The sequence below is a fragment of the Rhodococcus sp. AQ5-07 genome (genome assembly GCF_009707305.1).
In the GTDB taxonomy this organism is placed as follows: domain Bacteria; phylum Actinomycetota; class Actinomycetes; order Mycobacteriales; family Mycobacteriaceae; genus Rhodococcus_F; species Rhodococcus_F erythropolis.
The window spans coordinates 1,385,880-1,409,107 of sequence record NZ_CP046099.1; the positions used below are offsets into that span (position 1 = coordinate 1,385,880).

Annotated in this window: 17 protein-coding genes; 8 read left to right on the forward strand and 9 right to left on the reverse strand. The window is 64.0% G+C overall.

Features of this window, described 5'->3' with window-relative positions:
* Window positions 1-25 precede the first annotated feature (25 nt).
* The 3 genes from GJB56_RS06580 (at window position 26) to GJB56_RS06590 (ending at window position 3,578) form a co-directional block, all read left to right on the forward strand.
* The gene (locus GJB56_RS06580) at window positions 26-1,294 is read left to right on the forward strand and encodes a class I SAM-dependent RNA methyltransferase (RefSeq protein WP_113683575.1); all 1,269 of its coding nucleotides are present in this window, start codon (window positions 26-28) and stop codon (window positions 1,292-1,294) included.
* A gap of 203 nt (window positions 1,295-1,497) precedes the next feature.
* The gene (locus GJB56_RS06585) at window positions 1,498-1,938 is read left to right on the forward strand and encodes a MarR family winged helix-turn-helix transcriptional regulator (protein ID WP_113683576.1); all 441 of its coding nucleotides are present in this window, start codon (window positions 1,498-1,500) and stop codon (window positions 1,936-1,938) included.
* Between the two features lie 5 nt (window positions 1,939-1,943).
* Window positions 1,944-3,578 carry an MDR family MFS transporter gene (locus GJB56_RS06590; RefSeq protein ID WP_021334295.1) on the forward strand — a complete coding sequence of 545 codons (1,635 nt, stop codon included), beginning with the start codon at window positions 1,944-1,946 and terminating at the stop codon, window positions 3,576-3,578.
* A gap of 50 nt (window positions 3,579-3,628) precedes the next feature.
* Here the strand turns inward: GJB56_RS06590 and GJB56_RS06595 are convergent, their stop codons facing one another.
* Window positions 3,629-4,294, reverse strand: coding sequence for an SIMPL domain-containing protein (locus GJB56_RS06595; RefSeq protein ID WP_019748257.1), 666 nt, complete (start codon window positions 4,292-4,294; stop codon window positions 3,629-3,631).
* A 9-nt stretch (window positions 4,295-4,303) separates the two neighbouring features.
* Window positions 4,304-6,130 carry a glutaminase A gene (glsA, locus tag GJB56_RS06600; RefSeq protein WP_019748258.1) on the reverse strand — a complete coding sequence of 609 codons (1,827 nt, stop codon included), beginning with the start codon at window positions 6,128-6,130 and terminating at the stop codon, window positions 4,304-4,306.
* Window positions 6,131-6,382: 252 nt separating this feature from the next.
* On the opposite strand from glsA, the gene dxs reads away from it, so the two are divergent.
* On the forward strand, window positions 6,383-8,329 hold the full coding sequence (dxs, locus tag GJB56_RS06605) for a 1-deoxy-D-xylulose-5-phosphate synthase (protein ID WP_097387405.1): 1,947 nt from the start codon (window positions 6,383-6,385) through the stop codon (window positions 8,327-8,329).
* An 88-nt stretch (window positions 8,330-8,417) separates the two neighbouring features.
* On the opposite strand, the gene GJB56_RS06610 is transcribed toward dxs, so the two are convergent.
* The gene (locus tag GJB56_RS06610) at window positions 8,418-9,860 is read right to left on the reverse strand and encodes a sugar porter family MFS transporter (protein WP_020907569.1); all 1,443 of its coding nucleotides are present in this window, start codon (window positions 9,858-9,860) and stop codon (window positions 8,418-8,420) included.
* 464 nt (window positions 9,861-10,324) lie between these two features.
* Window positions 10,325-11,341, reverse strand: coding sequence for an iron-siderophore ABC transporter substrate-binding protein (locus GJB56_RS06615; RefSeq protein WP_020969505.1), 1,017 nt, complete (start codon window positions 11,339-11,341; stop codon window positions 10,325-10,327).
* A 124-nt stretch (window positions 11,342-11,465) separates the two neighbouring features.
* Between GJB56_RS06615 and GJB56_RS06620 the strand changes: the two genes are divergently transcribed.
* Together GJB56_RS06620 and GJB56_RS06625 are read left to right on the forward strand one after the other, a co-directional pair.
* Entirely contained in the window at window positions 11,466-12,017 is a 552-nt protein-coding gene (locus GJB56_RS06620) for a TetR/AcrR family transcriptional regulator (RefSeq protein WP_029255269.1), read from the forward strand.
* Window positions 12,018-12,119: 102 nt separating this feature from the next.
* Window positions 12,120-13,691: a GMC oxidoreductase gene (locus tag GJB56_RS06625; RefSeq protein ID WP_113683577.1), complete on the forward strand. Its 1,572-nt coding sequence runs from the start codon at window positions 12,120-12,122 to the stop codon at window positions 13,689-13,691.
* Window positions 13,692-13,757: 66 nt separating this feature from the next.
* Here the strand turns inward: GJB56_RS06625 and GJB56_RS06630 are convergent, their stop codons facing one another.
* The 5 genes from GJB56_RS06630 to GJB56_RS06650 all read right to left on the reverse strand — a co-directional run bounded on the left by GJB56_RS06630 (window position 13,758) and on the right by GJB56_RS06650 (window position 20,604).
* The gene (locus GJB56_RS06630) at window positions 13,758-15,863 is read right to left on the reverse strand and encodes a 3-hydroxyacyl-CoA dehydrogenase NAD-binding domain-containing protein (protein ID WP_047888396.1); all 2,106 of its coding nucleotides are present in this window, start codon (window positions 15,861-15,863) and stop codon (window positions 13,758-13,760) included.
* Window positions 15,864-17,084, reverse strand: coding sequence for a thiolase family protein (locus tag GJB56_RS06635; RefSeq protein WP_003942598.1), 1,221 nt, complete (start codon window positions 17,082-17,084; stop codon window positions 15,864-15,866).
* 161 nt (window positions 17,085-17,245) lie between these two features.
* Complete coding sequence (locus tag GJB56_RS06640) at window positions 17,246-18,535, reverse strand: HRDC domain-containing protein (protein WP_020907574.1); 1,290 nt, start codon at window positions 18,533-18,535, stop codon at window positions 17,246-17,248.
* A gap of 11 nt (window positions 18,536-18,546) precedes the next feature.
* On the reverse strand, window positions 18,547-19,953 hold the full coding sequence (locus tag GJB56_RS06645) for a WS/DGAT/MGAT family O-acyltransferase (protein ID WP_113683578.1): 1,407 nt from the start codon (window positions 19,951-19,953) through the stop codon (window positions 18,547-18,549).
* A gap of 60 nt (window positions 19,954-20,013) precedes the next feature.
* Complete coding sequence (locus GJB56_RS06650) at window positions 20,014-20,604, reverse strand: DUF3000 domain-containing protein (RefSeq protein WP_019748266.1); 591 nt, start codon at window positions 20,602-20,604, stop codon at window positions 20,014-20,016.
* A gap of 168 nt (window positions 20,605-20,772) precedes the next feature.
* Here GJB56_RS06650 and hemE point away from each other — a divergent pair, with 168 nt between their 5' ends.
* Window positions 20,773-21,870: a uroporphyrinogen decarboxylase gene (hemE, locus tag GJB56_RS06655; RefSeq protein ID WP_021334677.1), complete on the forward strand. Its 1,098-nt coding sequence runs from the start codon at window positions 20,773-20,775 to the stop codon at window positions 21,868-21,870.
* The gene (locus GJB56_RS06660) at window positions 21,867-23,228 is read left to right on the forward strand and encodes a protoporphyrinogen oxidase (RefSeq protein ID WP_019748268.1); all 1,362 of its coding nucleotides are present in this window, start codon (window positions 21,867-21,869) and stop codon (window positions 23,226-23,228) included. The genes hemE and GJB56_RS06660 overlap by 4 nt, the downstream gene beginning before the upstream one ends.

Sequence of the window (23,228 nt, forward strand, 5' to 3'; positions counted from 1 at the left end):
ACATCGAAATGGCAGGCGTAGTTCGTTGAGTGAGAATTGGACCGGGCAGACCTTCGAGGTCGATCTGGGCAACCCCGGTCACGGCGGGTTCGTCGTCGCCCGGCACGAGGGACGGGTCGTGTTCGTCCGTCACGGTTTGCCGGGGGAGCGGGCGCTGGTCCGGGTGACGGAGGACAAGGGTGGATCGTTCTGCCGCGCCGACGCGATCACAGTTCTCGACGCATCTCCGCATCGCATCGATCCGACATGCCCGATCTCCGGCCCGGGCGGGGCGGGCTGCTGCGACTACTCGCATGCGGATCTGAGTGTCCAACGTGAGATGAAGACCTCGGTCGTGCGTGAGCAGCTTCTGCGACTCGCTCGTGTCGAATCGGACGTCGCGGTAGAGGAACTACCTGGAACCGGAGACGGAACGGGTTGGCGCACGCGAGTCCGGTTGGCGGTGGACGGGCACGGGGTCGCGGGATACCACGCGTACCGGAGCAACCGGATCGTCACGGACTTGCGCTGCACCCAGATCGATCAGAGCGCGTACGACGGTCTCGGCGGTGCGCAATGGGCGCCAGGGAGCGAGCTGCAGGTCGTTCTCGACGCTGCCGGTCAGCGGCACGTCGTGGAAGTTGCCGCACCCGCGGTGTCCAAGACGGGACGGCGGACGCCGGGGCGTCGCGGCGCGATGGCACGCCGAGCGGCGAGCGGCGGCCCGCGAAAGACCCGAGTGGCCATCGGATCGGACACAGTGATCGAGCGCGTCGGCAATCGAGAATGGGAGCTGGCCGCGACCGGTTTCTGGCAGGCCCATCGCGGCGCTGCGAACGCGTACTCACAGGTGGTCGGGGAGTGGGCCGGCGCCGCTACCGCGGACACGGCGTGGGATCTCTACGGCGGAGTCGGGGTTTTCGCATCCGTGCTCGCCGACCTTGTCGGGCCGTCCGGCGTGGTGGAGTCAGTCGAATCTTCGGCGCGCGCAGTCGCGGACGGGCGGGCAGCTCTGTCCGATCTCGGTCACGTGCGCTTCCACAGCGCCCGCGTCGAGAACGTCATCGCGGAGCTGGAGCGTTCGCCTGCCGTCGTCGTGCTAGACCCGCCACGTGCGGGAGCCGGCCGTCCGGTCGTGGAAGCTCTCGCCGCAACGGGCGCTGAACGGATCGTGCACATCGGGTGCGACCCGGCGTCGTTCGGCCGCGATATCGGTCTCTACCTGGAGCAGGGCTTCAGAATCGGCGGCCTCCGGGCGTTCGACGCCTTCCCTCAGACACACCACATGGAGTGCATCGCGCTCCTAGAACGCTGACGCGTCCCGAAATCTTTCCCTGAAACGGTGTGACGCTTCTCGCGTTCAGAACAGTTGCTTGCATTACGCAACTAATCGTATAGTTTCGTTCTGCAAGTAGTTTTCCGTTTTCAAGTCACGGCTCGTTCGAGCCACTCGAATTCAGGGGTAGGCAATGTCGGTACAGGCCGGAGACGGCCCAAGCGCTCGTCGACACGATCTTCATGTTCGGCAGATCGCTGCGAGCCGCGGTCACCACCGGTGCAGACAGCCTGCTGCCGCCTGCGCTGGTCAGTGTGTTGTTCATGCTGGCAGCGCGTGGGGAGTGCCGACAGAACGAATTGGCCGTCGATCTGTGTGTCAGTCAGTCGTCGCTCAGCCGGCAAATGTCGGATCTGGTCGACGCTGGGTATGTCGAGAGAAATCCCGATCCGGCTGACAAGCGGGCGTTCCGCATCCGAGTATCGGAAGAGGGACACGACGTTTTACGGAGAACCACGCAGCGGCGTGCGGCGCGTTTGCGCAACATGCTCGAAGACTGGAGCCAGGAAGAGGCCATGGCCGCAGTGACATCGCTGCAACGTCTCAACGAGACGTTCGGCGCATCGAATCGGCAGGCCTCACCGGCAGTTCCGCACACGGGCGTAGAAAGTATTGGGAGATAAGGCACATGGCAGCAACAGTAGGAGAAACCCGGGCAAGTACCGGAGGTGACGGATCGGCTCGCGAAGCGGGCGCGATGACTCACCGCGAAATTCTCGAAGCACTCACCGGACTCATCGCAGCGCTGTTCACCGCGCTGCTCAGCAGCACCATCGTTTCGACAGCGCTTCCCACGATCATCGGTGAACTGCACGGAACTCAGACGCAGTACGCCTGGATCATCACCACGGCACTGCTCGCCACTGCGGCATCGACGCCGATCTGGGGCAAACTGGCCGACCTTTACAACAAGAAGGTCCTGGTCCAGACCGCGATCGTCATCTTCGTGATCGGCTCGGTCATCGCCGGCGCGGCGCACAATGTTCCGTTGCTGCTGGGTGCACGTGTCATCCAGGGCATCGGCATGGGCGGCCTGACTGCTCTCGTCGTAGCCATCATCGGCACGATCATCCCGCCGCGAGATCGTGGTCGCTACTCCGGATACATGGGTGCGGCAATGGCCGTCTCGATGTCCGGTGGACCGATCCTCGGCGGCGTCCTCGTGGACACTGCCGGCTGGCGCTGGTGCTTCTACGTGTGTGTTCCGTTGGCAGTCATCGCACTGTTCCTGCTTCAGCGCACACTGCACGTCGAGACCGTGAAGAAGGACAACGTCTCCATCGACTGGATGGGCGCCACCTTGCTCACCGCCGGTGTCAGCGTCCTGCTGATCTGGGTTTCGTTTGCCGGTCAGGACGACTACTACGCCTGGTTCTCGAAGGAGTCGGCCTTCTTCGTCATCGGTGGTCTGGCCCTGCTCGGCCTGACGATGTTCGTCGAATCCAAGGTCAAGGATCCGATCCTGCCGATCAAGATCATCACCGAGCGCACAACTGCTCTCGCGATCATCGCCTCGATCGCAGTCGGTGTCGGCCTCTTCGGTGCGACGACCTTCCTGACGCAGTACTTCCAGACCGCACGCGGATTCGATCCCACCGAAGCCGGATTGCTCACCATTCCGATGGTCGCAGGCATGCTCGTCGCCTCCGTCGGCTCGGGACAGCTGATCACCAAGTTCGGTCAGTGGAAGCCCTTCATCGTCGCCGGCGCAGTTCTGCTGCTGGTCGGTTTCGGGCTGCTGTCGACGATCGACCACGCCACCAGCCTCTGGACCATCGGAATCTTCATCGCCATCGTCGGTCTGGGTACCGGCATGTTGATGCAGAACATCGTGCTCGCGGTGCAGAACACGGTCAGCGTCGAGAACATCGGTGCGGCCAGCAGTATCGTGGCGTTCTTCCGCACGTTCGGCGGCGCGATCGGCGTGTCGGTGCTCGGTTCGATTCTTGCGACCCGCGTCAAGACACTGACAGTCGATTCGGTCTCCACCTTGCCGCCCGAGCAGCAGGCAGTAGCTGGAAAGAGCCTCCAGGACGGCCTCGACCTGAGCAATATGCCTGACTTCGTCTCGCAGATCGTTCGGTTCGCCTACGGCGACGCAACAGGACGGATCTTCCTGGTCGCAGCCGTCGTCGCTGTGGTCACGCTCGTGTCGGTCATCTTCATCCCGAACCGTCCGCTGCGCACCACGATCGACATCGCGACTCCTGACGCCGAGCAGAAGTACGAAGAAGAGCGCGAAGAGAAGAACCTCACTCGCTGATCCGCATGCCCGGCTGGTCTACCGCCGGCCGCGTCTTCTGAACAGTTCTGTCACGCCATAGCCCATCGAACGCGGACAGAGATCGATTCTTCGATCTCTCCGCGTTCGACGGCTATCGGGGCCGAATCCGCTTTCATCGCCGCGACACGTCCGCGCATCGGCACGATCTGGTCGAAGTCCTCGAGCACCTCGAGAACTTCGACCAGATCTTTGTCTGCCAGGTCCGCGAACTGTCTGGCTTTCGATTCGGCTGCCGTCCATGCCAATTCGCGTGCTTTTGTCGCCAGATCGCTGCGGTCGTCGAGGTCGAACTCGAGCCCGTCGAGCCGAATCGCGTCGCCGCCCACCGATACACACGCCGCGATGACGGCGGCGGGGGAGTTCGCCGCTTCCGGCTCCAGCTCTCGCAGTACGACTCGGAAAGTTGTCGATGCGGTGAATCCTGTTGTCTCCTGGCGGCCTCCGTCACTCCAGTGAGTCTGCGGATGGACGCTCAGCCCGGCGGTGGTGAGGTCCGCTCCGCGCACACCGCGCGCGTGCAGGGTCTCGGTCAGAGCAGTGGACAGACGCGCGACGGCGTCGAATGCGTCGGAAACGGCCGTCTGTGTCACCGATACTCCGATCGTCAGCCGCACGATGTCGGGAACAGCTGTTGCAGTGGCAGTTCCGGTCACCGTGACAGTGGACGGTTCCGAGGTGAGGGCGGTGGTCGGCATGTGTACTTCCTATCCGATTCGTCCGGCGGATATGACACTCCGCAACATCAGGTCCAATTGCTCGTAGGCGCCCGCAGCCAGTCGTTCGAGAAGCGCAAGTTTCAACTCGGGTGCCTGTGCGGTCAGTTCTGCATATCGCTCCGGAGTCAGCACGGCCACGGTGACCGTGGAATCGGCGCGGATGTCGTTGAGGAACGGAGTGTCGAGGAACATCGTCATCTCGCCGAACGTCATTCCGGCGGAGAGCGTCGTGATGCGGTGCTCGACCCCGTGCGCGTCGGTGAACATGGTGCTGACCTGGCCACTGAGAATCAGGTAGAAGCCAGACGCCGATTCACCTCGGCGGGCGATCTTCTCGCCGCGGGCATAGGTACGAGTCTCCAACTCTGCCGAGAATCCCTCGATCTGTGCCGCGGACAGAGCATCGAGAACTGGGTGGTCCTCGATCGAGATCGTCGACGCCTGCCGTTCGGCCTCACAATGCACCGCAAGCAACGTGTCTTCGCACCACTGCATGGCGGAATCGAGATCCGCAAAAACCCGACCACTTCTTCTGGCGGGGTCGATGCTCGAACTTCGTTGTCCCAGCAGTCCTTGCGGATCGACGACGGCCACCGCACAAGCCTGCTCGGCCAGTTGAACCTGCAGCGCAGTGATCATGCGTACTGCGACGTCGCTGGCGTCGTCGACACGGCGGACGTCGATGACGACAACTTCGAGGCCCTCGTCCACCGAGCCGATTTCGCGGACCGCCGATTCGGCACCGGTGAAGAGGAGATCGCCGTGCAGTTCGTAGACCCGGCTGCGCTTGCCGACGTCGTCGAGCACAGCCTGTTCGGTCGGGGTGCGTCGTACTCGCGACGGTGCTTCGATGACGCTGTATCTGGCCCGGATCGACGAGCGTGACGCCCGCGTCACGTGGAGGAAGTGCAGTTCGAGTTCCTTCGACAGTGCCCGGGCAGACGCAACTCCGCGAACGCTGTTTCCGTGAACGTCGAGCCTGGGGGAGTACACCGCGATGCCGATCTGGCCGGGCAGAACCGCCAGGACTCCGCCGCCGACGCCGCTCTTGGCCGGCAATCCGACCTCCACCAGCCACTTTCCGGCGCCGTCGTACATGCCGCACGTCGCCATGACGCTGAGGACCTGTTCGACGCCCGCGGGGGCCAGCGCGCGCTCGTGGGTGAGCGGATTGACACCGTTGTTCGCCATCGTCGCAGCCATCAGACTCAGGTCGCGGCAGGTCACGTCGATCGAGCATTGACGGAAATACAGGTCGACGGCCTCGTCGGGATTGCCGGTGATGACGTCGAAGGATCGCAGCATGTGTCCGATCGCGCGGTTGCGGTGACCGGTGCGCGCCTCGGAGGTGTAGACCGACTCGTTGAATGCCAGTTCGCGGCCCGCGTACCTCGAGTACGCCGAGCGGATGCGCTCGAAGCGGGCCTCGGGATTCGGGCCGGCGACCAGTGATGCAGCGGTGATCGCCCCGGCATTGATCATGGGGTTTCGTGGCCGTTCGGTGAGCGGGTCGAGGCTGATTTCGTTGAACGGCTCGCCGGATGGTTCGACATCGATTTTCGCGGCAACCGCCTCGCTTCCCCGATCGGCGAGAGCCAAGGCGTAGGTGAAGGGTTTCGAGATCGACTGAATGGTGAACGGGATTCGCGAGTCACCGATCTCGTAGACGTAACCGTCGACGGTGGCGATGCAGATTCCGAACGAATCGGGGGCGACCGCCGCGAGTTCGGGGATGTAGTCGGCCAACTCGCCCTCGTCGAGTGATCGGACTTCGTCGAACACTCGCGTTATCAGGTCTTCGACCACAGTTCCCATATGTCGACCTTAAGCCGACATGGCGGTCGTTTTGTGGAACAAGAGTTGTCGAGTCGATTGCGACGGATCCCATTTGTCTGTGATTGCGATCACGAGCGATCCGTGGGATTTCGCTGTTACGCGAAGTCACACCGGATTCGGGCCGAGTCCGCGTGTCGGTTCGCCGGAACGCTCCGTAGACTGGCAGCACTGTCGCGAAGACAGCCGCGGCGCGCACCGGTGCAGCTGTGAAGCACGGAGGGAGCGATCTCGTTGGGTGTTCTTGCCCGCATTCAGGGTCCTGACGATCTACGTCAGTTGAGCCACGCCGAGATGACGGAGTTGGCCGACGAGATTCGTGAGTTCCTCGTGCTGAAGGTCGCTGCGACCGGTGGTCACCTCGGGCCCAACTTGGGCGTCGTGGAGTTGACCCTCGCACTGCACCGAATTTTCGACTCGCCGCAGGACGCGATCATCTTCGACACGGGCCATCAGGCCTATGTGCACAAGATCCTCACCGGTCGTCAGGATCAGTTCGACACTCTGCGTAAGCAGGGCGGACTGTCCGGGTATCCGTGCCGCGCCGAGAGCGAACACGACTGGGTCGAGTCCTCTCACGCTTCCGCCGCGTTGTCCTATGCCGACGGCCTCGCGAAGGCCTTCGCGCTCACGGGCCAGAATCGCCACGTTGTCGCCGTCGTCGGTGACGGCGCCCTGACCGGCGGAATGTGTTGGGAAGCCCTCAACAACATCGCAGCCGGAAAAGACCGTTCGGTGGTGATCGTCGTCAACGACAACGGTCGCTCGTACGCGCCGACCATCGGCGGCCTCGCCGACCATCTTTCGGCACTGCGCACCGCGCCGAGTTACGAGCGCGCCCTCGACAGTGGCCGACGCTTGGTCAAGAGACTGCCCTGGGTGGGGCGCACCGCGTACTCCGTCCTGCACGGAATGAAGGCGGGTCTCAAGGACGCGGTCAGCCCTCAGGTCATGTTCACCGATCTGGGTATCAAGTACCTCGGACCGGTCGACGGACACGACGAAGCCGCCATGGAATCGGCGTTGCGCCGGGCGAAGGCCTACGGCGGACCGGTCATCGTGCATGCCGTCACTCGTAAGGGCAACGGTTACGCACACGCCGAGAACGACGTGGCCGACCAGATGCATGCCACCGGCGTCATCGATCCCGTCACCGGTCGCGGCACCAAGTCGTCCGCGCCGGACTGGACGTCGGTCTTCTCGGCCGCATTGATCGAGCAGGCTTCACGTCGTGAGGACATCGTCGCCATCACCGCGGCGATGGCCGGGCCCACCGGCCTCGCGGCATTCGGTGAGAAGTTCCCCGATCGGATTTTCGACGTCGGTATCGCCGAGCAGCATGCGATGACCTCGGCCGCCGGTCTTGCACTTGGCGGACTTCACCCCGTCGTTGCTATCTACTCGACCTTCCTCAATCGGGCTTTCGACCAGTTGTTGATGGACGTCGCACTGCTCAAACAACCGGTGACAGTCGTGCTCGACCGCGCCGGGGTCACCGGAGTCGACGGCGCCAGCCACAACGGCGTCTGGGATCTTTCGCTGCTCGGAATCATCCCGGGGATTCGCGTCGCGGCACCGCGTGATGCAGACACACTGCGGGAAGAACTGGACGAGGCGCTTCTCGTCGACGACGGCCCAACGGTCGTACGGTTCCCGAAGGGTGCTGTACCCGAAGCGATTCCGGCAGTGAAGCGACTCGACGGAATGGTCGACGTTCTCAAGGCCAGCGAGGGTGAGCGCGGCGACGTGCTCCTCGTCGCGGTGGGCCCGTTTGCATCCTTGGCGCTCGAGATTGCCGAGCGGCTCGACAAGCAGGGCATCTCGGTTGCCGTCGTTGATCCGCGATGGGTTCTGCCGGTCGCGGATTCGCTGGTGAAGATGGCGGACAAGTACGCCCTCGTGGTCACCATCGAAGACGGCGGTCTGCACGGCGGCATCGGTTCGACGGTCTCGGCCGCGATGCGTGCCGCCGGAGTGCACACGTCGTGCCGCGACATGGGCGTTCCCCAGCAGTTCCTCGATCACGCCAGCCGCGAAGCCATTCACAAGGAACTCGGACTCACGGCTCAGGACCTCTCCCGCAAGATCACCGGCTGGGTGGCGGGGATGGGCAGCGTCGGCGTCCACGTCCAGGAAGACGCGTCCTCGGCTTCGGCTCAGGGCGAAGTCGCGCAAGGCTGACGACTCGTCTCACGATAATCTCGAAAAGCGGTGGCCCTCGGATCAATCCGAGGGCCACCGCTTTTCGGTGTGAAACCGCGAGATCTCGCTACTGGACGGATTCGAGTGTGCTGCCTCGCGTTTCCTTCACGAATCGCAGGACGACGAACAGTGACAACGCTGCCATGACGGCGTAGCCGGCATAGGTGTACGACAGATTCCAATCGGCAAGTGCCGGGAACGTCCAGGAGACCAGGAAGTTCGCGACCCAGTTGGTGGCGGTCGCAATTCCGACTGCTGCAGCACGCACGCGGTTGGGGAACATCTCGGAGATCAACACCCAGACCACCGGGCCCCAGGACAGAGCGAAGAAGAATACGAATGCGTTCGCACCGATAAGTGCGATAGTCGCGTTGGCTCCGGTCAGCGTGGCCACAGATTCGCCGATCTCGTTCTTGGTCACCGTTGCCGAATGGAAACAGAACGCCGCGGTGCCCAGTGAGATGGCCATACCGGCGGAACCGACCAACAACAGCGGCTTTCGACCGACTCGGTCGATGACGGCGATGGCGACAAACGTACCGACGATGTTGACCAAGGCGCTCACGACGCTGATCAGAAGGGAGCGGTCGGCACCGAATCCCACTGCCTGCCACAGGGTGCTGGAATAGTAGAAGATCACATTGATACCGACCAGCTGCTGCAGTGCGGCGAGTGCGATGCCGACCCACACCAGGTGGGAGACGCCGAGCCGCTTCGAGAAGAGTTGGCGGACCGTTGTTTTGGCTTGCTTCTCGCTGAGCGAGTCGCGGATCTCGTTCATCCGCTCGGTGACGGCGTCGTGATCGCCGCCTTCCAGGTCGGAGATGATCTTGCGAGCGCGATCGTCCTTGCCCTGCGCTACGAGGAATCGCGGCGACTCGGGAATCGTGGTCGTCATGATCAGATACAGAACTGCGGGAACGGCTTCGAGCATCAACATCCACTGCCAGGCCTCGAGGCCCGCGATCTGATTGCGATCGCCACCGGCCGCGGCCTGGAGTGCGTAGTTGACCAACTGCGACACAGCGATTCCGAGAACGATCGCCAATTGGTACATCGAACCGAGGCGGCCGCGAATCGCAGCGGGAGAGATCTCCGCGATGTACGCCGGAGCGATGACCGATGCGAAACCGACGGCCAGGCCGCCGACCACGCGCCAGAACGTGAGGTCGTAGACGCTGAACGGAACTGCGGAACCGACGGCGCCGATTATGAACAACACCGCGGCTATTTGCATGACGCGGATGCGGCCGAGGCGATCTGCGAGTGTGCCTGCGATCCAGGCGCCGAGTGCTGCGCCGAGCAGAGTCAGTGAGACCGTGAGCCCGGTGCCCGAGGCGCCGATGTCGTACTTGTCTCGGATCGCACCGACTGCCCCGTTGATGACGGCGGTGTCGTATCCGAACAGAAAACCGCCGAGCGCGGCGGCGCCGGCGAAGAGCACTGCATGTCCGACGTCGGCGCGAGTAGCGCCGGATCCACCGCCGGAGGCGGTTCCGCTGAATGCCATTCCTGCCCCCTCAAAGGCCCTACGGTCGACACCCCGATGCGTCGATCCATCCGCGAGCACTCTGCACGCTACGCCCACCGGACGAGATTTGGCGGGGACTCACGCGCCGTTATCCAGCTGAGTCCAATCCCAGGTCGAAACAAGCGGACGCAGAGACAAGGCATTGATTGCAGTCATTATGCACACAATAATGTCAGTGCAGGTGAGGGCGGTCTACTTACCCGCGAGACTCTCGGCTTTTGCTGCGATGTCCTCGAGGTCCTTTGCCATGAATTTCCGGTCACCCGCGCGCCCAATCGACCGAATACCGCTGTGAAGATCTTCGAGATACGTGAAGTGGATTCGGATTCCCCGGAGAAGTACATCTCGAGGATCGTGCCTGTGGCGTCAGGCTTCAGAGTGAACCCGCTCGTGTAGTTCATGCCGTGGGAGTTGGCTTTGAGGGTGTCGTGAAAATCCCGTTTCTAGGCGGTCGCGCGCTTGGCGGCTTCACTCAACGTCGGTGTGATCTGGCCGAGGACCCAAGGCGTGCTCAGGACGTTGACGTTGCTCAGTCCGCCGATGACGCGGGTGTCGCTGAGGAATGCGGTGGATCCGCGTTTGACCGCGTCGAGTCCACCGACTGCGGGTATGCCGGACGGATCACCGGAGCCGTCGGTGAAGCCGACGATCACGTCGGCGTCGATGTCGGCGATGTTCTCGTAGGAGATCGTCTTGAAGAACGATCCACCTGCATTGTCCGCGGCGAGCTTCTCGACGCCCGGCGCGTTGACGAATCCGAGTTCCGTCAGCACCTGGACCCGCGGGTCGGTGGGCAGATAGACGTTGATGTTGCTCGAATCGGTGTCGAAGTTGACCACTGCCAATGTCTTTCCGGCGAACTCCGGGTGGGCTGCGGCGGTATCGGCGAGAGTCGCGTCGAGGCCGTCGACGAGCTTCTCGGCCTCTTCGCTCTTGCCGACTGCCTTGCCGACGATGCGGGTCTGGTCCTGCCAGGACGTCTGCCACGCTGCGCCGGGATAAGCGGCAGTCGGTGCGATCTTGCTCAGTTGGTTGTAGACGGATTCCTCGAAGCCCTCGTACGGCGCCAGGATGACGTCGGGGGTCAACGACGCGATGGACTCGATCGGCGGTTCTCCGCTGGCCGGCATGTCGAAGAGCGTTGTCTTGTCCGCGTCGAAGTAGTCCTGGGCCCAGGGCATGACGCCGTTGTCGTCCGCACCGTAGGTGTACTTGGGCTGTCCGACCGGAGTCAGATCGAGTGCGTACAGGATGTCCTGCGCGTTCCATCCGAGGGTGACGAGGCGCTCGGGCTTCGAGTCGATGGTCGTGGTGCCGAAGGTGTTCTCGATGCTGACGGGGAATCCGTCCGTACCTTGGGATGTCGTGGATGTGCCTGAATCCGAGGAGCACGAGACAAGTGCGGTGACCGCGATTGCAGCCGCACCGAGGGCAGTGAAGCCCCGAACAGAAGTTTTCATGAAGGGCAGCCTAACCTACTGAATTTCGGCAGCCAAACGAAACCGATTGTGCCGTTTATGCAGGTGGGAGTCGGATCTGGACCGCGTTTCTCAGGGCGCCGTTTCGGTGGGCGATACTTTCCTCGTGCGATCTCAGCAGAAGATTCTCGGCGCCGCCCTCGGACTGATCGAAGGTGGCGGATTCGAGGCTGTGAACATTGCCGCAGTTGCCACCGCGGCCGGTGTCTCGCGCCAGACGGTGTACTCGATTTTCGGTACACGTGAAGAGGTCGTCTCCCAGGCGATGGGCGGTCTCGCTGTCGAGGTTCTCGGGGAGATCACGGCACAGGTGGAGTCGGTCGACACGGCGTGCGACTACGTCGTCGAATTCATCGTTGCCGCGCGAACTGCCGTGCGTGCTCACCCGGTGCTCGCGACTCTGCTCCTCGCCGAGCGGGGAAACCCTGTCTTCGATCTCGAAATGATGAGTCGAGCAATACCTTTCGCTGGTCAGATGCTCGCCCCTATGGTCGAACGTGGCCTCGCCACGGAGGCGGAGTTGGATGAGATAGTGGAAATTGCCGTGCGACTGGGGCTTTCGGTTGTTGCATTCGACAGTGACCTCGTCCATTCCGATGACTCCTTGCGGGCCTTTCTCTCGAGGTGGCTCGGGCCCGCAATCCGGTCGACCTCGTAGTTCCTCGCCTGCTCCGCCAAAACCTTGACACTCGAGCGCCAGAGTGTCTAGTTTTGGCGTGCCCGGAATTCTCTGGCGACATTCTTCGAGGGAGCACCAGTCATGTCCGGAGTGAAACGTAGATCGTTCTTGGCCGGTGCGGCCGCCGTGGGAGTCGCGATGATGGCGCCACGCACTGCCAAGGCTGCAACAGGGATTCCGCTGACACGTGAAGTGCACCGTGTCGTGGTTATCGGTTCGGGGTTCGGCGGAGGGGTGACGGCACTTCGCTTGGCCGAGGCCGGGGTTCCGGTCACCCTGCTGGAGAGAGGGATTCGGTGGCAGACCGGGCCGAATGCCGAAACTTTTCCGCATCCCGCCAGTCCGGACAAGCGTATCCTCTGGCATCAGTCCAACCCGACTCTGTTCGGCAGGCCGGCGATCTTCGAGCCATACGCGGGTTTGTTGGAGACGGTGACCGGTGAGAACATGACCGCGATCTGCGCAGCCGGGGTGGGCGGCGGATCGCTTGTGTACCAAGGGATGACGCTGCAACCGGAAGAAGCGGTCTTCAACACGCACTTTCCGGAGGAGCTCGACTACGCACGAATGGACCGCGTCCATTACCCGCGGGTGGCGCGGATGTTGCAAGTGGAAACTGCACCCGACGAACTGATTTCCAGCCCGAACTACGAGGCGGCACGTGTATTCGCGCGTAACGCAACGCGTTCCGGTCTACCGGTGTCGAAGATTCCGATGCCGATCGACTGGAACTACGCGTTGGCCGAACTGCGGGGTGAGATGAAGCCGTCGTACACCAACGGTGACGGCGCGCTCGGTGTCAACAACGGGGGCAAGCATTCGGTGGATGTCACCTACATTGCGGCTGCGGAAGCGACCGGATTGGTGAATATGGAGACTCTGCACCAGGTCACCGATGTCGAGCGGGCGGCCGACGGACGGTGGCGTGTGTACGTGGACCGGACCGACATTTCCGGCAACATTCTCGAGAACAAGATTTTGACGACGGATGCGCTCGTGATGGCTGCCGGCAGCATGAACACCACCAAACTCCTGGTCCGCGCCGCGGCAACGGGGCGGATCACGGATCTGCCCGACGAACTCGGCGCGGGGTGGGGGACCAATGCCGACCGGATCTACATCTGGTCGGATCTCGCGGAGAATTTCGGTGCGACGCAGGGCGGTCCGGTCGTCTACGGCAGCCGGAACTGGGACGACCCGCATAACGCGTTCACCGTCATTCAGGCGTCGTTCCCGCCGGTGGCGTTCGACGCTCACAGCACGGTGATGGTCGGATTCGGGGTCAGCAGCGACCGAGGTCGGTTCGTGTACGACTCAGCGCGAGGCGAGGCGGTGCTCCGTTGGCCGAGGGATGGCGACTCTGCGATCCAGCAAGGCCACATCGGACCTGCGGCCCAGCAGATCGCGGCAGGAGGACTGCTCACCGACACCAACGCGTTACTGCCGTCCACCTGGCATCCCCTCGGCGGTGCCTGCATGAACTCGGTGTGCGATCTTGATGGTCGGGTTCTGGGCCAGCGGGGGTTGTACGTGCTCGACGGCGCTCTGCTGCCGGGCAACTCCGCTGCGTGCAATCCGTCGATGACTATCGCCGCCGTCGCGGAGCGTGCGCTCGAGAACATCGTGAAAGACGATGTGGGAAAACTATTCTGAACCTGCGCAAACGCCACGGACGGCGTACCCGAAGGCACGCCGTCCGTGACGGGTCGATCGACTGACTCAGACGCTGGCAACACCAGGCGCGAGGAAGCGCTTGCCGTTGACAGCCTCGGAGGTACCGGTCCGGTCCAGGTACGGCGTGATGCCGCCGTTCCAGAATCCGAACCCGCCGCCGAGCAGCAGGCAGAGGTCGATGTCCTCGGCTGCCGCTACGACGCCCTCGTCGAGCATGATCTGAATTTCCTCGGCAAACGCACGACGTGTGCGCTCGAGGACCTCTTCCGAAGTGGACACCTTGTCACCCTGCGGCCACAGTGCGGCGACCTCGGGATCGACGGCCTGACCGTTCTCGCCCCAGGTCCACACGCCGGGCTTGCGAGCCTCGACGAGTGCTTCGAGTCCAGGTGAGCTCTTGAACCGGTCCGGGTAGGACTCCTGCAGGGTCTCACCGGTGTGCAGAGCCACTGCGGGTCCGACGAGGGCCAGCAAGGTGAACGGCGACATGGGCATGCCGAGTTCGGCGATGGCGTTGTCCGCGACGTCGAAGGGGGTGCCTTCGTCGACGGCGGACATGACCTCACCCAAGGTGCGGGTGACGAGGCGGTTGAAGACGAAGCCGGCCTTGTCGCCGCACAGGACAGCAGACTTCTTCAGTGACTTCGCGGTGGCGAAAGCCGTTGCGAGCGTAGCGTCGTCGGTCTTGCTGCCCTTGATGATCTCGAGGAGTGGGAGAACGGCAACCGGGTTGAAGAAGTGGAAGCCCACCACGCGCTCGGGATGCTTCAGCTCGGACGCCATCTCCGTGATGGAGAGCGACGAGGTGTTGGTCGCGAGGATGGTTTCGGGAGCGATGAACTGCTCGAGTTCCGCGAAGACCTTCTTCTTGACGTCCATGTTCTCGAAGACGGCTTCGATGACGAAGTCGGTCTTGGCAAACGCGGCCTTGTCGAGTGAGCCGGAGACGAGGGCCTTGAGACGGTTCGCGGCGTCGGGGGACAGGCGTCCCTTGCCCTGGAGCTTCTCGATCTCGGTGTGGACGTAGCCGACACCCTTGTCGATGCGCTCCTGGTCGATGTCGGTCAGGATGACCGGCACCTTGAGCTGGCGGACGAAGAGCAGCGCGAGCTGGCTGGCCATGAGACCGGCACCGACGATGCCGACGCCGCTGACCTTGCGGGCGAGCGAGCGGTCGGGTGCTCCGGCGGGGCGCTTGGCGCGCTTGTTCACCAGATCGAAGGCGTACAGACCTGCACGGAGTTCGTCGGTCAGGAGGAGATCGGCAAGAGCCTCGTCCTCGGCCGCGAAGCCCTTGTCGAGCGAAGCGGCATCGGTGATGTCGGTACTGCGAGCCAGTTCGAGCAGCTCGACGGCCTTGACGGCGCCGGGAGCGTTGCCCTTGGTCTTGCCGTCGACGATCGCCTTCGCACGAGCGATCGCGTCGTCCCAGCCCTGGCCACGGTCGATCTCGGGGCGAGCGGGGGTCACTGTGCCGGCGAGGACCTGCGACGCCCAGGCGAGGGACTGCTCGATGAAGTCGGCAGAATCGAGAACGACGTCGACGACGCCGAGTTCGAGTGCCTTCTTGGGGGAGAGCACCTTGTTCTGGTTCAGCGAGTTCTCGATCACCACGGTGACGGCGTTCGACGGGCCGACGAGGTTGGGGAGCAACTGCGTTCCGCCCCAACCGGGGACCAGGCCAAGGAATGCTTCCGGAAGACCCAGTGCGCCCGCATTGGCGGCAACCGTGCGGTAGTGGCTGTGCAGGCCGACCTCGAGGCCGCCGCCCAGAGCGACACCGTTGATGAAGGCGAACGTGGGAACGGACGACTCACGCAGGCGTCGGAACACCTTGTGACCCAAGCGGCCCAGCTCGAGTCCCTGCTCGCGAGAGGTGATCGCGGGAACACCCTTGAGGTCCGCGCCGGCGGCGAAGATGAACGGCTTGCCGGTGACGGCGATGGCAACCGGGTTGGCTGCGAAGGCTTCGTCGAGGGCGGCGTCGAATGCTGCGAGTCCGCCGGGACCGAATGACGACGGCTTGGTGTGGTCGAAGCCGTTGTCGAGGGTGATCAGTGCAAACGGGCCCTCGATGCCGGGGACCGAGATGATCTTCGTGTAGGCGTTCGTCACGACCTCGTCGGCGAATGCTGTTGCAATATCAGACATTTAGTTAACCCCTGCCTGGTAGTCAGCGTGGTTCGGGTTCTCCCAGATGACGGTGCCGCCCATGCCGAGTCCGATGCACATGGTGGTCAAGCCGTAGCGCACGTCGGGCCGCGTCGCGAACTGGCGGGAGAGCTGCGTCATCAGGCGAACGCCCGAGGAAGCGAGGGGGTGGCCACACGCGATGGCGCCGCCCCACTGGTTGACGCGCGGGTCGTCGTCGGCGATTCCGTAGTGCTCGAGGAACGCGAGGACCTGAACGGCGAACGCCTCGTTGATCTCGAAGAGTCCGATGTCCTCGATCTTCAGGCCGGTGCGTGCCAGGAGCTTCTCGGTGGCGGGAACCGGGCCGATGCCCATGACGGCGGGGTCGACGCCCTGGTAGGCGAAGCCCACCATGCGCATGCCGACCGGCAGGCCGAGCTCGGCTGCGGTGTCCTCACCGGCGAGCAGTGCTGCGGTGGCACCGTCGTTGAGTCCGGCGGCGTTACCGGCGGTGATGCGTCCGGCCGGGCGGAACGGCGTCTTGAGCTTCGCGAGATCTTCGACGGTGGTTCCGGGGCGCGGCGGCTCGTCTTCGGTGGCCAGACCCCAGCCCGCGGAACTGCGGGTGGCGACGGGGACCAGGGTGTCGGCGATGAAGCCGGCCTTCTTGGCAGCGTCGTACTTGTTCTGGCTGTTGACGGCGTAGGCGTCCGTGCGGTCCTTGGTGATGGTCGGGAACCGGTCGTGCAGGTTCTCGGCGGTGTTACCCATCACGAGGGCGCTCGGGTCGACCAGGCGGTCGGCGAGGAAGCGCGGGTTGGGGTCTGCGCCCTCACCCATCGGGTGGTGGCCCATGTGCTCGACGCCACCGGCGATCACGACGTCGTACTGGCCGAAGCCGATGCCCGACGCGGTGGTGGTGACGGCGGTCATCGCGCCGGCGCACATGCGGTCGATGGCGAATCCGGGAACGGTTTCGGGGAGACCGGCGAGGATCGCAGCGGTGCGGCCGATGGTCAGGCCCTGGTCACCGGTCTGCGTGGTGGCTGCGACAGCCACTTCGTCGATCCGTGCGGGATCGAGCTGCGGGTTACGGCGAAGCAGCTCACGAATCGCCTTGACGACGAGATCGTCTGCGCGCGTGTCGGCGTACATGCCTTTCGGGCCGGCCTTGCCGAACGGGGTGCGAATGCCGTCGACGAAGACGACGTTGCGTTGGTTGTTTGTGGATGGAGCCACGCGAATTCCTCCTGATGGAGCTGCCCACCACTCCGAAGTGCGGTGAGACGTTGGTTCGGCGATCACGGCCAGGCGTCCGGCCTCGTATCGAGCGTACTACTGCCCATTACTGACCGGTAACTTAACGTGCCGAATTGCTCCAACCTCACACCGGGGTCAGGTCAGGATTCAGGCTCTTCCGCTTCGGGCTCGGCCGGGACCACGGAGTTCAGTGCCTCGGCGAGGACGGGAACCGTCAAAGTGCGTTGCCAGCCACGTGCGCCACCGGAAGTGAGCTTGGTCTCGATTGCACTCTCGACTTCGGTGATGTCGGAGTCGGGTTCCAACTTCCAGTCCCAGCACAGGCGCCTGACCAGGTCGGGTTGGAGCAGATTCTCCACGGGCACCGACACTTCCTTGCTCAGGTCCGACAGTGCTGCCCGAGCCGCCGTCAGTCGATCGGCCGCCGCCGGGTCCTGGCGAGCCCACCGACCGGCGGCAGGGGGTCCGACGATCGGCGGGGTCTTCGGCGGAAGCTCGCTGTCCGGGAGCCTGCGCGCAGCTTCCAGCGCGTCCATCCACACACGCGAATACCGGCGTTGACGTGGTCCGCCGAACACGGGAAGCGAACGGAGCGCATCCAGCGACTGAGGATCTTTGAGAGCGGCATCGATGATGGCGGAGTCAGGGAGAACCCGGCTCGGCGACACGTCGCGCTTGCGCGCGAGATCCTCACGCGCCTGCCACAGCGCCCGTACTGCCGCCAACTGCCGAGTGGTCTTGAGCGAGGTGATGTGCGATGTACGACGCCAACGGTCGGGCTTGGGCTTGGGCGGGCCGGCCAGACGGATGTACTCGAACTCCTCCTTCGCCCACTCGAGCTTGCCCTGGGATTCGAGTTCGGCTTCCATGGCGTCGCGCAGTTCGAGAAGCACTTCGACGTCGAGGGCGGCGTAGTTCAACCAGGCGTCCGGGAGCGGACGTGTCGACCAGTCCGCGGCCCCGTGACCTTTGCGAAGTTCCACCCGCAGGGTTCGTTCCACTATCGCGGCGAGTCCGACTCGTTCGAACCCGGCCAGTCGACCGGCCAGTTCGGTGTCGAACAGCTCGGCCGGTGTCAGGCCCAGTTCGGCGAGGCCGGGGAGATCCTGATCGGCCGAGTGCAGCACCCATTGCAACGGGTTGATCGCCTCGGCCAACGGCTGCAGGTCCTGCGCTGTCGGGATCGGGTCGAGCAGGAACGATCCCGCTCCTTCGCGTCGGAGCTGGATCAGGTACGCCCGTGCCGAATAACGGAATCCGGATGCTCGCTCGGCGTCCACGGCGAGCGGGCCGTGGCCGGAGGCCAGCGCGGCCGCGGCGTCGGCGACACCGGCGGCAGTGGTGATGACGTCCGGAACTCCGTCACGCGGAACGAGCAGCGGAACTACGTCGGAGGTGGGCTCGGTTGCATCATCGGTGACTTCGGACATGGTCACTGACTCTACGTCGCAGTCGGGGCCGGGGTTGTCACCTCAGCGTCGAACAGTTCGTCGAGTGCGGCTCCGAAACCTTGCGCGAGCTGGTCCAATTCGGGTGCCAGATCGGAGCAACTGACGATGCCGACGTCGAGTTTTCCGTCGAGTGACATCACCGTCACGTTGAGTCCTGCCCCGTGAAAGATCGGGCCGAGCGGGAACATTCCCTTGATCTGGGCGCCGAGGAAGTAGAGCGGGACCGGCGGCCCGGGCACGTTCGAGACGACCAGGTTGGACACGACCGGGTGACGCTCGGCGAGTTTGAGCGACGAGTACACCCGCATGGCGGCGCCGAACACCGCTGGTGATGCGAACTGGGACCAGTCCTGGAGCATGTTCGCACCCAGAGCCTCGTTGTGGTTCTTCGAGGTGGCGTTGTAATCGCTGATCGCGTGCAGACGCTCGACCGGATCGCCGATCTGGGTGCCCAGCTGCGTGAACATGCCCGAGATCTGGTTTGTGCCCGGCCGATCGGATTTACCGTGGACCGATACGGGGACCATCGCGACGAGTGAGTCCTCCGGCAGTTCGTCGCGGTCCTCGAGGTAGGTCCGCAAAGCACCCGCGCACAGCGCGAGAACCACATCGTTGACCTTCACGCCGTGACGGTCTTTGACGGCTTTGACCTTCGCGAGATCGAGCTGGCTGAAGGCGACGTTGCGGTGACCGGTGATAGCGCCGTTGAACGAGGTCCGCGGCGCGGTGAACGGAGCAGGCATCGCTTCACCCTTGCGTGCACGCGTCACCCAGTTGGGGAGCATCGCGATTCCGCCGGGGACCAGACGGGCAATTCTTGCGGGCCGGGCGATGACGGCCATGAGTCCGCCGATCGCGATGTCCAGCGTTCCCGCGTCGCCCGCACCCTGTGCGGTGGGATCCACGAGCGCCGGTGAATCCGGTTCGAGACTGCACAGCTGAGCGAGGATGTTCGCGCCGGTGACGCCGTCGGCAGCGCTGTGATGAATCTTCGACATGACGGCGATCTGTCCGTCGGCAAGTCCCTCGATGACCCACATCTCCCACAGTGGGCGGGAACGATCCAGCGGTTGGCTCGCGATGTGTCCGGCGAGTTCTGCCAGTTCCGCGTGTGTGCCCGGAGCAGGTACCGCGGTCCGGTGGCAGTGCCGCTCGATGTCGAAATCGTGATCGTCGACCCATACCGGGTAGTCGAGATTGAGGCGGGAATCTTTGAGTTTGCGCCGGAAGGTCGGCATCGTGGCCATCCGCGAGTCCAACTCGCGAAGCAGCTTCCGGTAGTCGTAACCGCCCGGAATGGTCGAGGGGTCGAGCAGTACGAGTCCACAAACGTGCAATAGCTGGGTCGGTGTTTCCAAGTAGAGGAAGGTCGCGTCGAGTCCGCTGAGACGTTGCATGACTCATTTTAGAACAGGTTCTAGTATTTTTCCGGGGGAATGCGTAAACGAGTAGTGGAGTTAGTCGCCCTGCCGCGACAGCGTGGTTATCCCGGCAGGCGGAAGTCCTGCCGCGTACGCGAGAACTTCACAGAAAGCCTCGACGTGGTGAGCCAATTCCGATGACGTTGCAGTCCAGGATGCTCGTAACTCGAGTTGGTGGGCTCGTGGCGGGCCCGCGATGTCGCCGTATCGCACGGAAGTTGTGGCTGTGACCGTACCGCCCAGGGCCACAAAAGGTTCCGGTCCGGCTTCGAGTGCGTCCACCAGCCAACTCCAGGCTACTTCGGGAAGTAGTGGATCCGCGGCGACGGCTTCGTCGAGGTCGGCCTGTATGTAGGCCACCAACCGCATGGTGCCGTTCCACGCCTCGTCGCCGTCCGGATCGAACAACAGGATCAGGCGGCCGAAAGCGTCGCCTTCGGACTGCTCGGCCACGACGTCGGAGTCCGGGTGCAGAACCTCGGCTCCCACTGCGTGGCTGTACGGAGCGAGACGCTGCGGCGGACGGATGGGACCGACCTCTATCTCGGGCCGAACCCGCGCAGCGGTCATCGCCTCCACGGCGGCACGGAACTCGGCCGGGTCGGCTGTCGATCCGGATGTCGTCACAGGTCAGGACGTTAGTCGGGGATAAGGGCGGGTAGGTGGAGGCGCGCCGACCGAGTGTGGTTCGGGTGTGTGGCCGCTCACGAACCGCTCGGGTGTCCGATCCCGAGTGTGGGACATGGCAGCATTGAGTCGATCGAAGACACACGTTGGCGGAGAGCGCGAGGACTGATGAGCGGGTTGGACAACATGAATTCAGGCATGACCGGGTCGGCGGAATACAGCGCTCGGCGAGTTTTGCCCGACGCACCGTTGCTCGCCGCGGCGACCGGACGCACTCCGAGTCGACGGCCGGTGTGGTTCATGCGCCAGGCCGGACGTTCGTTGCCGGAGTATCGCGAGATCCGCGCGGGGATCGGCATGTTGGAGTCGTGTTTCGATCCGGCGCTGGTCTGTGAGATCACGATGCAGCCGGTGCGCCGTCACGACGTGGACGCGGCAATCCTGTTCTCGGACATCGTTGTTCCGCTCAAGGCGGCGGGAATCGATCTCGACATCGTTGCCGGCGTCGGACCGGTGGTTGCCAATCCGATTCGCTCCATCGCCGACGTCGCAGCCCTCCCTCGATTGGTTCCCGAAGAGGTCGGGGCGATCGCGCAGGCCGTTCGACTTCTCACCACCGAGTTGGGCTCGACTCCGCTGATCGGCTTTGCCGGAGCGCCGTTCACCTTGGCGTCGTATCTGGTCGAGGGTGGTCCGAGCCGGAACCACGAGAAGACCAAGGCGCTCATGCACTCCGATCCGAAGACCTGGCACGCGTTGCTCGGAAGCCTGGCAGACACCACGATCTGCTTCCTGCAGACGCAGCTCAAGGCGGGTGTCGACGCGGTTCAGCTGTTCGACTCGTGGGCCGGCGCGCTCTCGCTGGCCGATTACCGGGAATTTGTTCTCCCACATTCCGAACGGGTGTTTGCCGAGGTTGCCGCTGCCGGCGTTCCGCGTATCCACTTCGGTGTCGGAACCGGTGAACTTCTCGGCGCGATGGGGGAGGCAGGTGCCGACGTCGTGGGTGTCGACTGGCGGATTCCGCTCGACGTCGCGGCCGGTCGTGTCGGTCCGGGCAAGGCGCTGCAAGGCAATCTCGATCCCGCTGTACTGTTCGCGGGCCCCGAGGTGATCGATCGTGAGGTGCGCCGGATCGCCGCTGAAGGTGACCGCGCGATCGAAGCCGGTGCCATCGGCCACATCTTCAACCTCGGCCATGGAGTTCTTCCCGACACCGATCCCACGGCGATCACCTCGGCGGTGGAGCTGGTGCACTCGCTGTGACAACCACTCGGCCGTCGGTCGCGGTGATCGGAGGCGGAATCTCCGGTCTGGTTGCCGCGTACCGGCTTCGGCGCAGTCTGGGCTCCGTTGCCGACATCACGGTCGTCGACGACTCTCCGCGACTGGGCGGGAAGCTGCGAACGATTGATCTTGGCGGTGGCCCGATCGACATCGGCGCCGAGGCGTTCATCGCCCGTCGGCCCGAAGTCCCTGCGCTTCTGGCCGAGCTGGGACTGACCGATCAGATCGTCTACCCAGCGGGGTTGAGCCCGTTGATCTGGTCCCAGGGCTCACTGAATCGACTTCCTGCCGGAACCCTGATGGGAATCCCGGCATCGTCCGAGTCGGTGAGAGATCTAGTCGACGAGCAGACACTGTCGCGCATAGCTGCCGAACCAGGCGCTCCGTTCGAGTGGACCCGCGGTTCCGATTGCAGTGTTGCCGAACTGGTTTCACAGCGATTCGGTGATCAGGTGGTCAGCCGATCGGTGGATCCGCTTCTCGGCGGGGTGTACTCGGGCCTGGCAGAGACCATCGGAGTGCGTGCAGCTTTGCCGACACTCGCTGCGGCGCTCGATGCGGGCGCTCAGAGCCTCACGGATGCAGTTGCAGCCGCAGTGCCGACACCTACACCCGGACCAGTGTTCGGAGCGCTCAGGGACGGTTACGGCATCTTGCTCGATGCGCTGCGGCAGGCCGCCGACGCGACGTTCGTCCGCGGCGAGGCTTCCGGGTTACGCAGGGACGGGAAAGGTTGGAACGTCGATCCGCTCGGCAGCGTCGACGCGGTGATTCTGGCTGTTCCGGCGCCGCGCGCAGCGGTGCTGTTGGCCGGCGTCGATGCGGATATTGCGCGTATCGCGTCGCGGATCGAACTGGCGTCGTCCGCGGTGGTGGCGCTCCGCCTGCCCGGTCAGGTCGACCTTCCGCAGAATTCGGGGATCCTGGTTGCCACCGACGCCGACCTGACCGCCAAGGCGTTCACGCTGTCGAGCCGAAAGTGGACGCACCTCGCTGATCGCGGCGAGCATCTCGTTCGGGTGTCGTTCGGTCGATTCGGCGCATCGGAGATCGTCGACCGGCCGGATGGTGAACTGATCGAACTTGCGCGCGCCGATCTCGAGACCGTGACCGGAATCACCGAGGAGCCAGGAGCGAGCTTCGTACAGCGGTGGCACGGCGGTCTTCCCCAGTACTCCCCAGGTCACACGGAAATCGTGGCTGAAATCGAGTCCGGGATGACGCAGTTCGACGGCCTCGAAGTAGCCGGGTCGTGGCTGCACGGCGTCGGGGTTCCGGCGTGTGTCGCAGTCGGCACGACGGCGGCTACACGGATATTCGAGCGAGTGGCACGATAG

What these genes read in the sequence shown, in the direction of transcription:
- GJB56_RS06585 (WP_113683576.1), top strand. Translation starts at nt 1,498, where the DNA reads ATGTTCGGCAGATCGCTGCGAGCCGCGGTCACCACCGGTGCAGACAGC.
- GJB56_RS06630 (WP_047888396.1), bottom strand. Translation starts at nt 15,863, where the DNA reads ATGTCTGATATTGCAACAGCATTCGCCGACGAGGTCGTGACGAACGCC.
- GJB56_RS06610 (WP_020907569.1), bottom strand. Translation starts at nt 9,860, where the DNA reads ATGGCATTCAGCGGAACCGCCTCCGGCGGTGGATCCGGCGCTACTCGC.
- glsA (WP_019748258.1), bottom strand. Translation starts at nt 6,130, where the DNA reads ATGGGAACTGTGGTCGAAGACCTGATAACGCGAGTGTTCGACGAAGTC.
- hemE (WP_021334677.1), top strand. Translation starts at nt 20,773, where the DNA reads ATGAGCGGGTTGGACAACATGAATTCAGGCATGACCGGGTCGGCGGAA.
- GJB56_RS06615 (WP_020969505.1), bottom strand. Translation starts at nt 11,341, where the DNA reads ATGAAAACTTCTGTTCGGGGCTTCACTGCCCTCGGTGCGGCTGCAATC.
- GJB56_RS06625 (WP_113683577.1), top strand. Translation starts at nt 12,120, where the DNA reads ATGTCCGGAGTGAAACGTAGATCGTTCTTGGCCGGTGCGGCCGCCGTG.
- GJB56_RS06645 (WP_113683578.1), bottom strand. Translation starts at nt 19,953, where the DNA reads ATGCAACGTCTCAGCGGACTCGACGCGACCTTCCTCTACTTGGAAACA.
- GJB56_RS06595 (WP_019748257.1), bottom strand. Translation starts at nt 4,294, where the DNA reads ATGCCGACCACCGCCCTCACCTCGGAACCGTCCACTGTCACGGTGACC.
- GJB56_RS06590 (WP_021334295.1), top strand. Translation starts at nt 1,944, where the DNA reads ATGGCAGCAACAGTAGGAGAAACCCGGGCAAGTACCGGAGGTGACGGA.
- GJB56_RS06640 (WP_020907574.1), bottom strand. Translation starts at nt 18,535, where the DNA reads ATGTCCGAAGTCACCGATGATGCAACCGAGCCCACCTCCGACGTAGTT.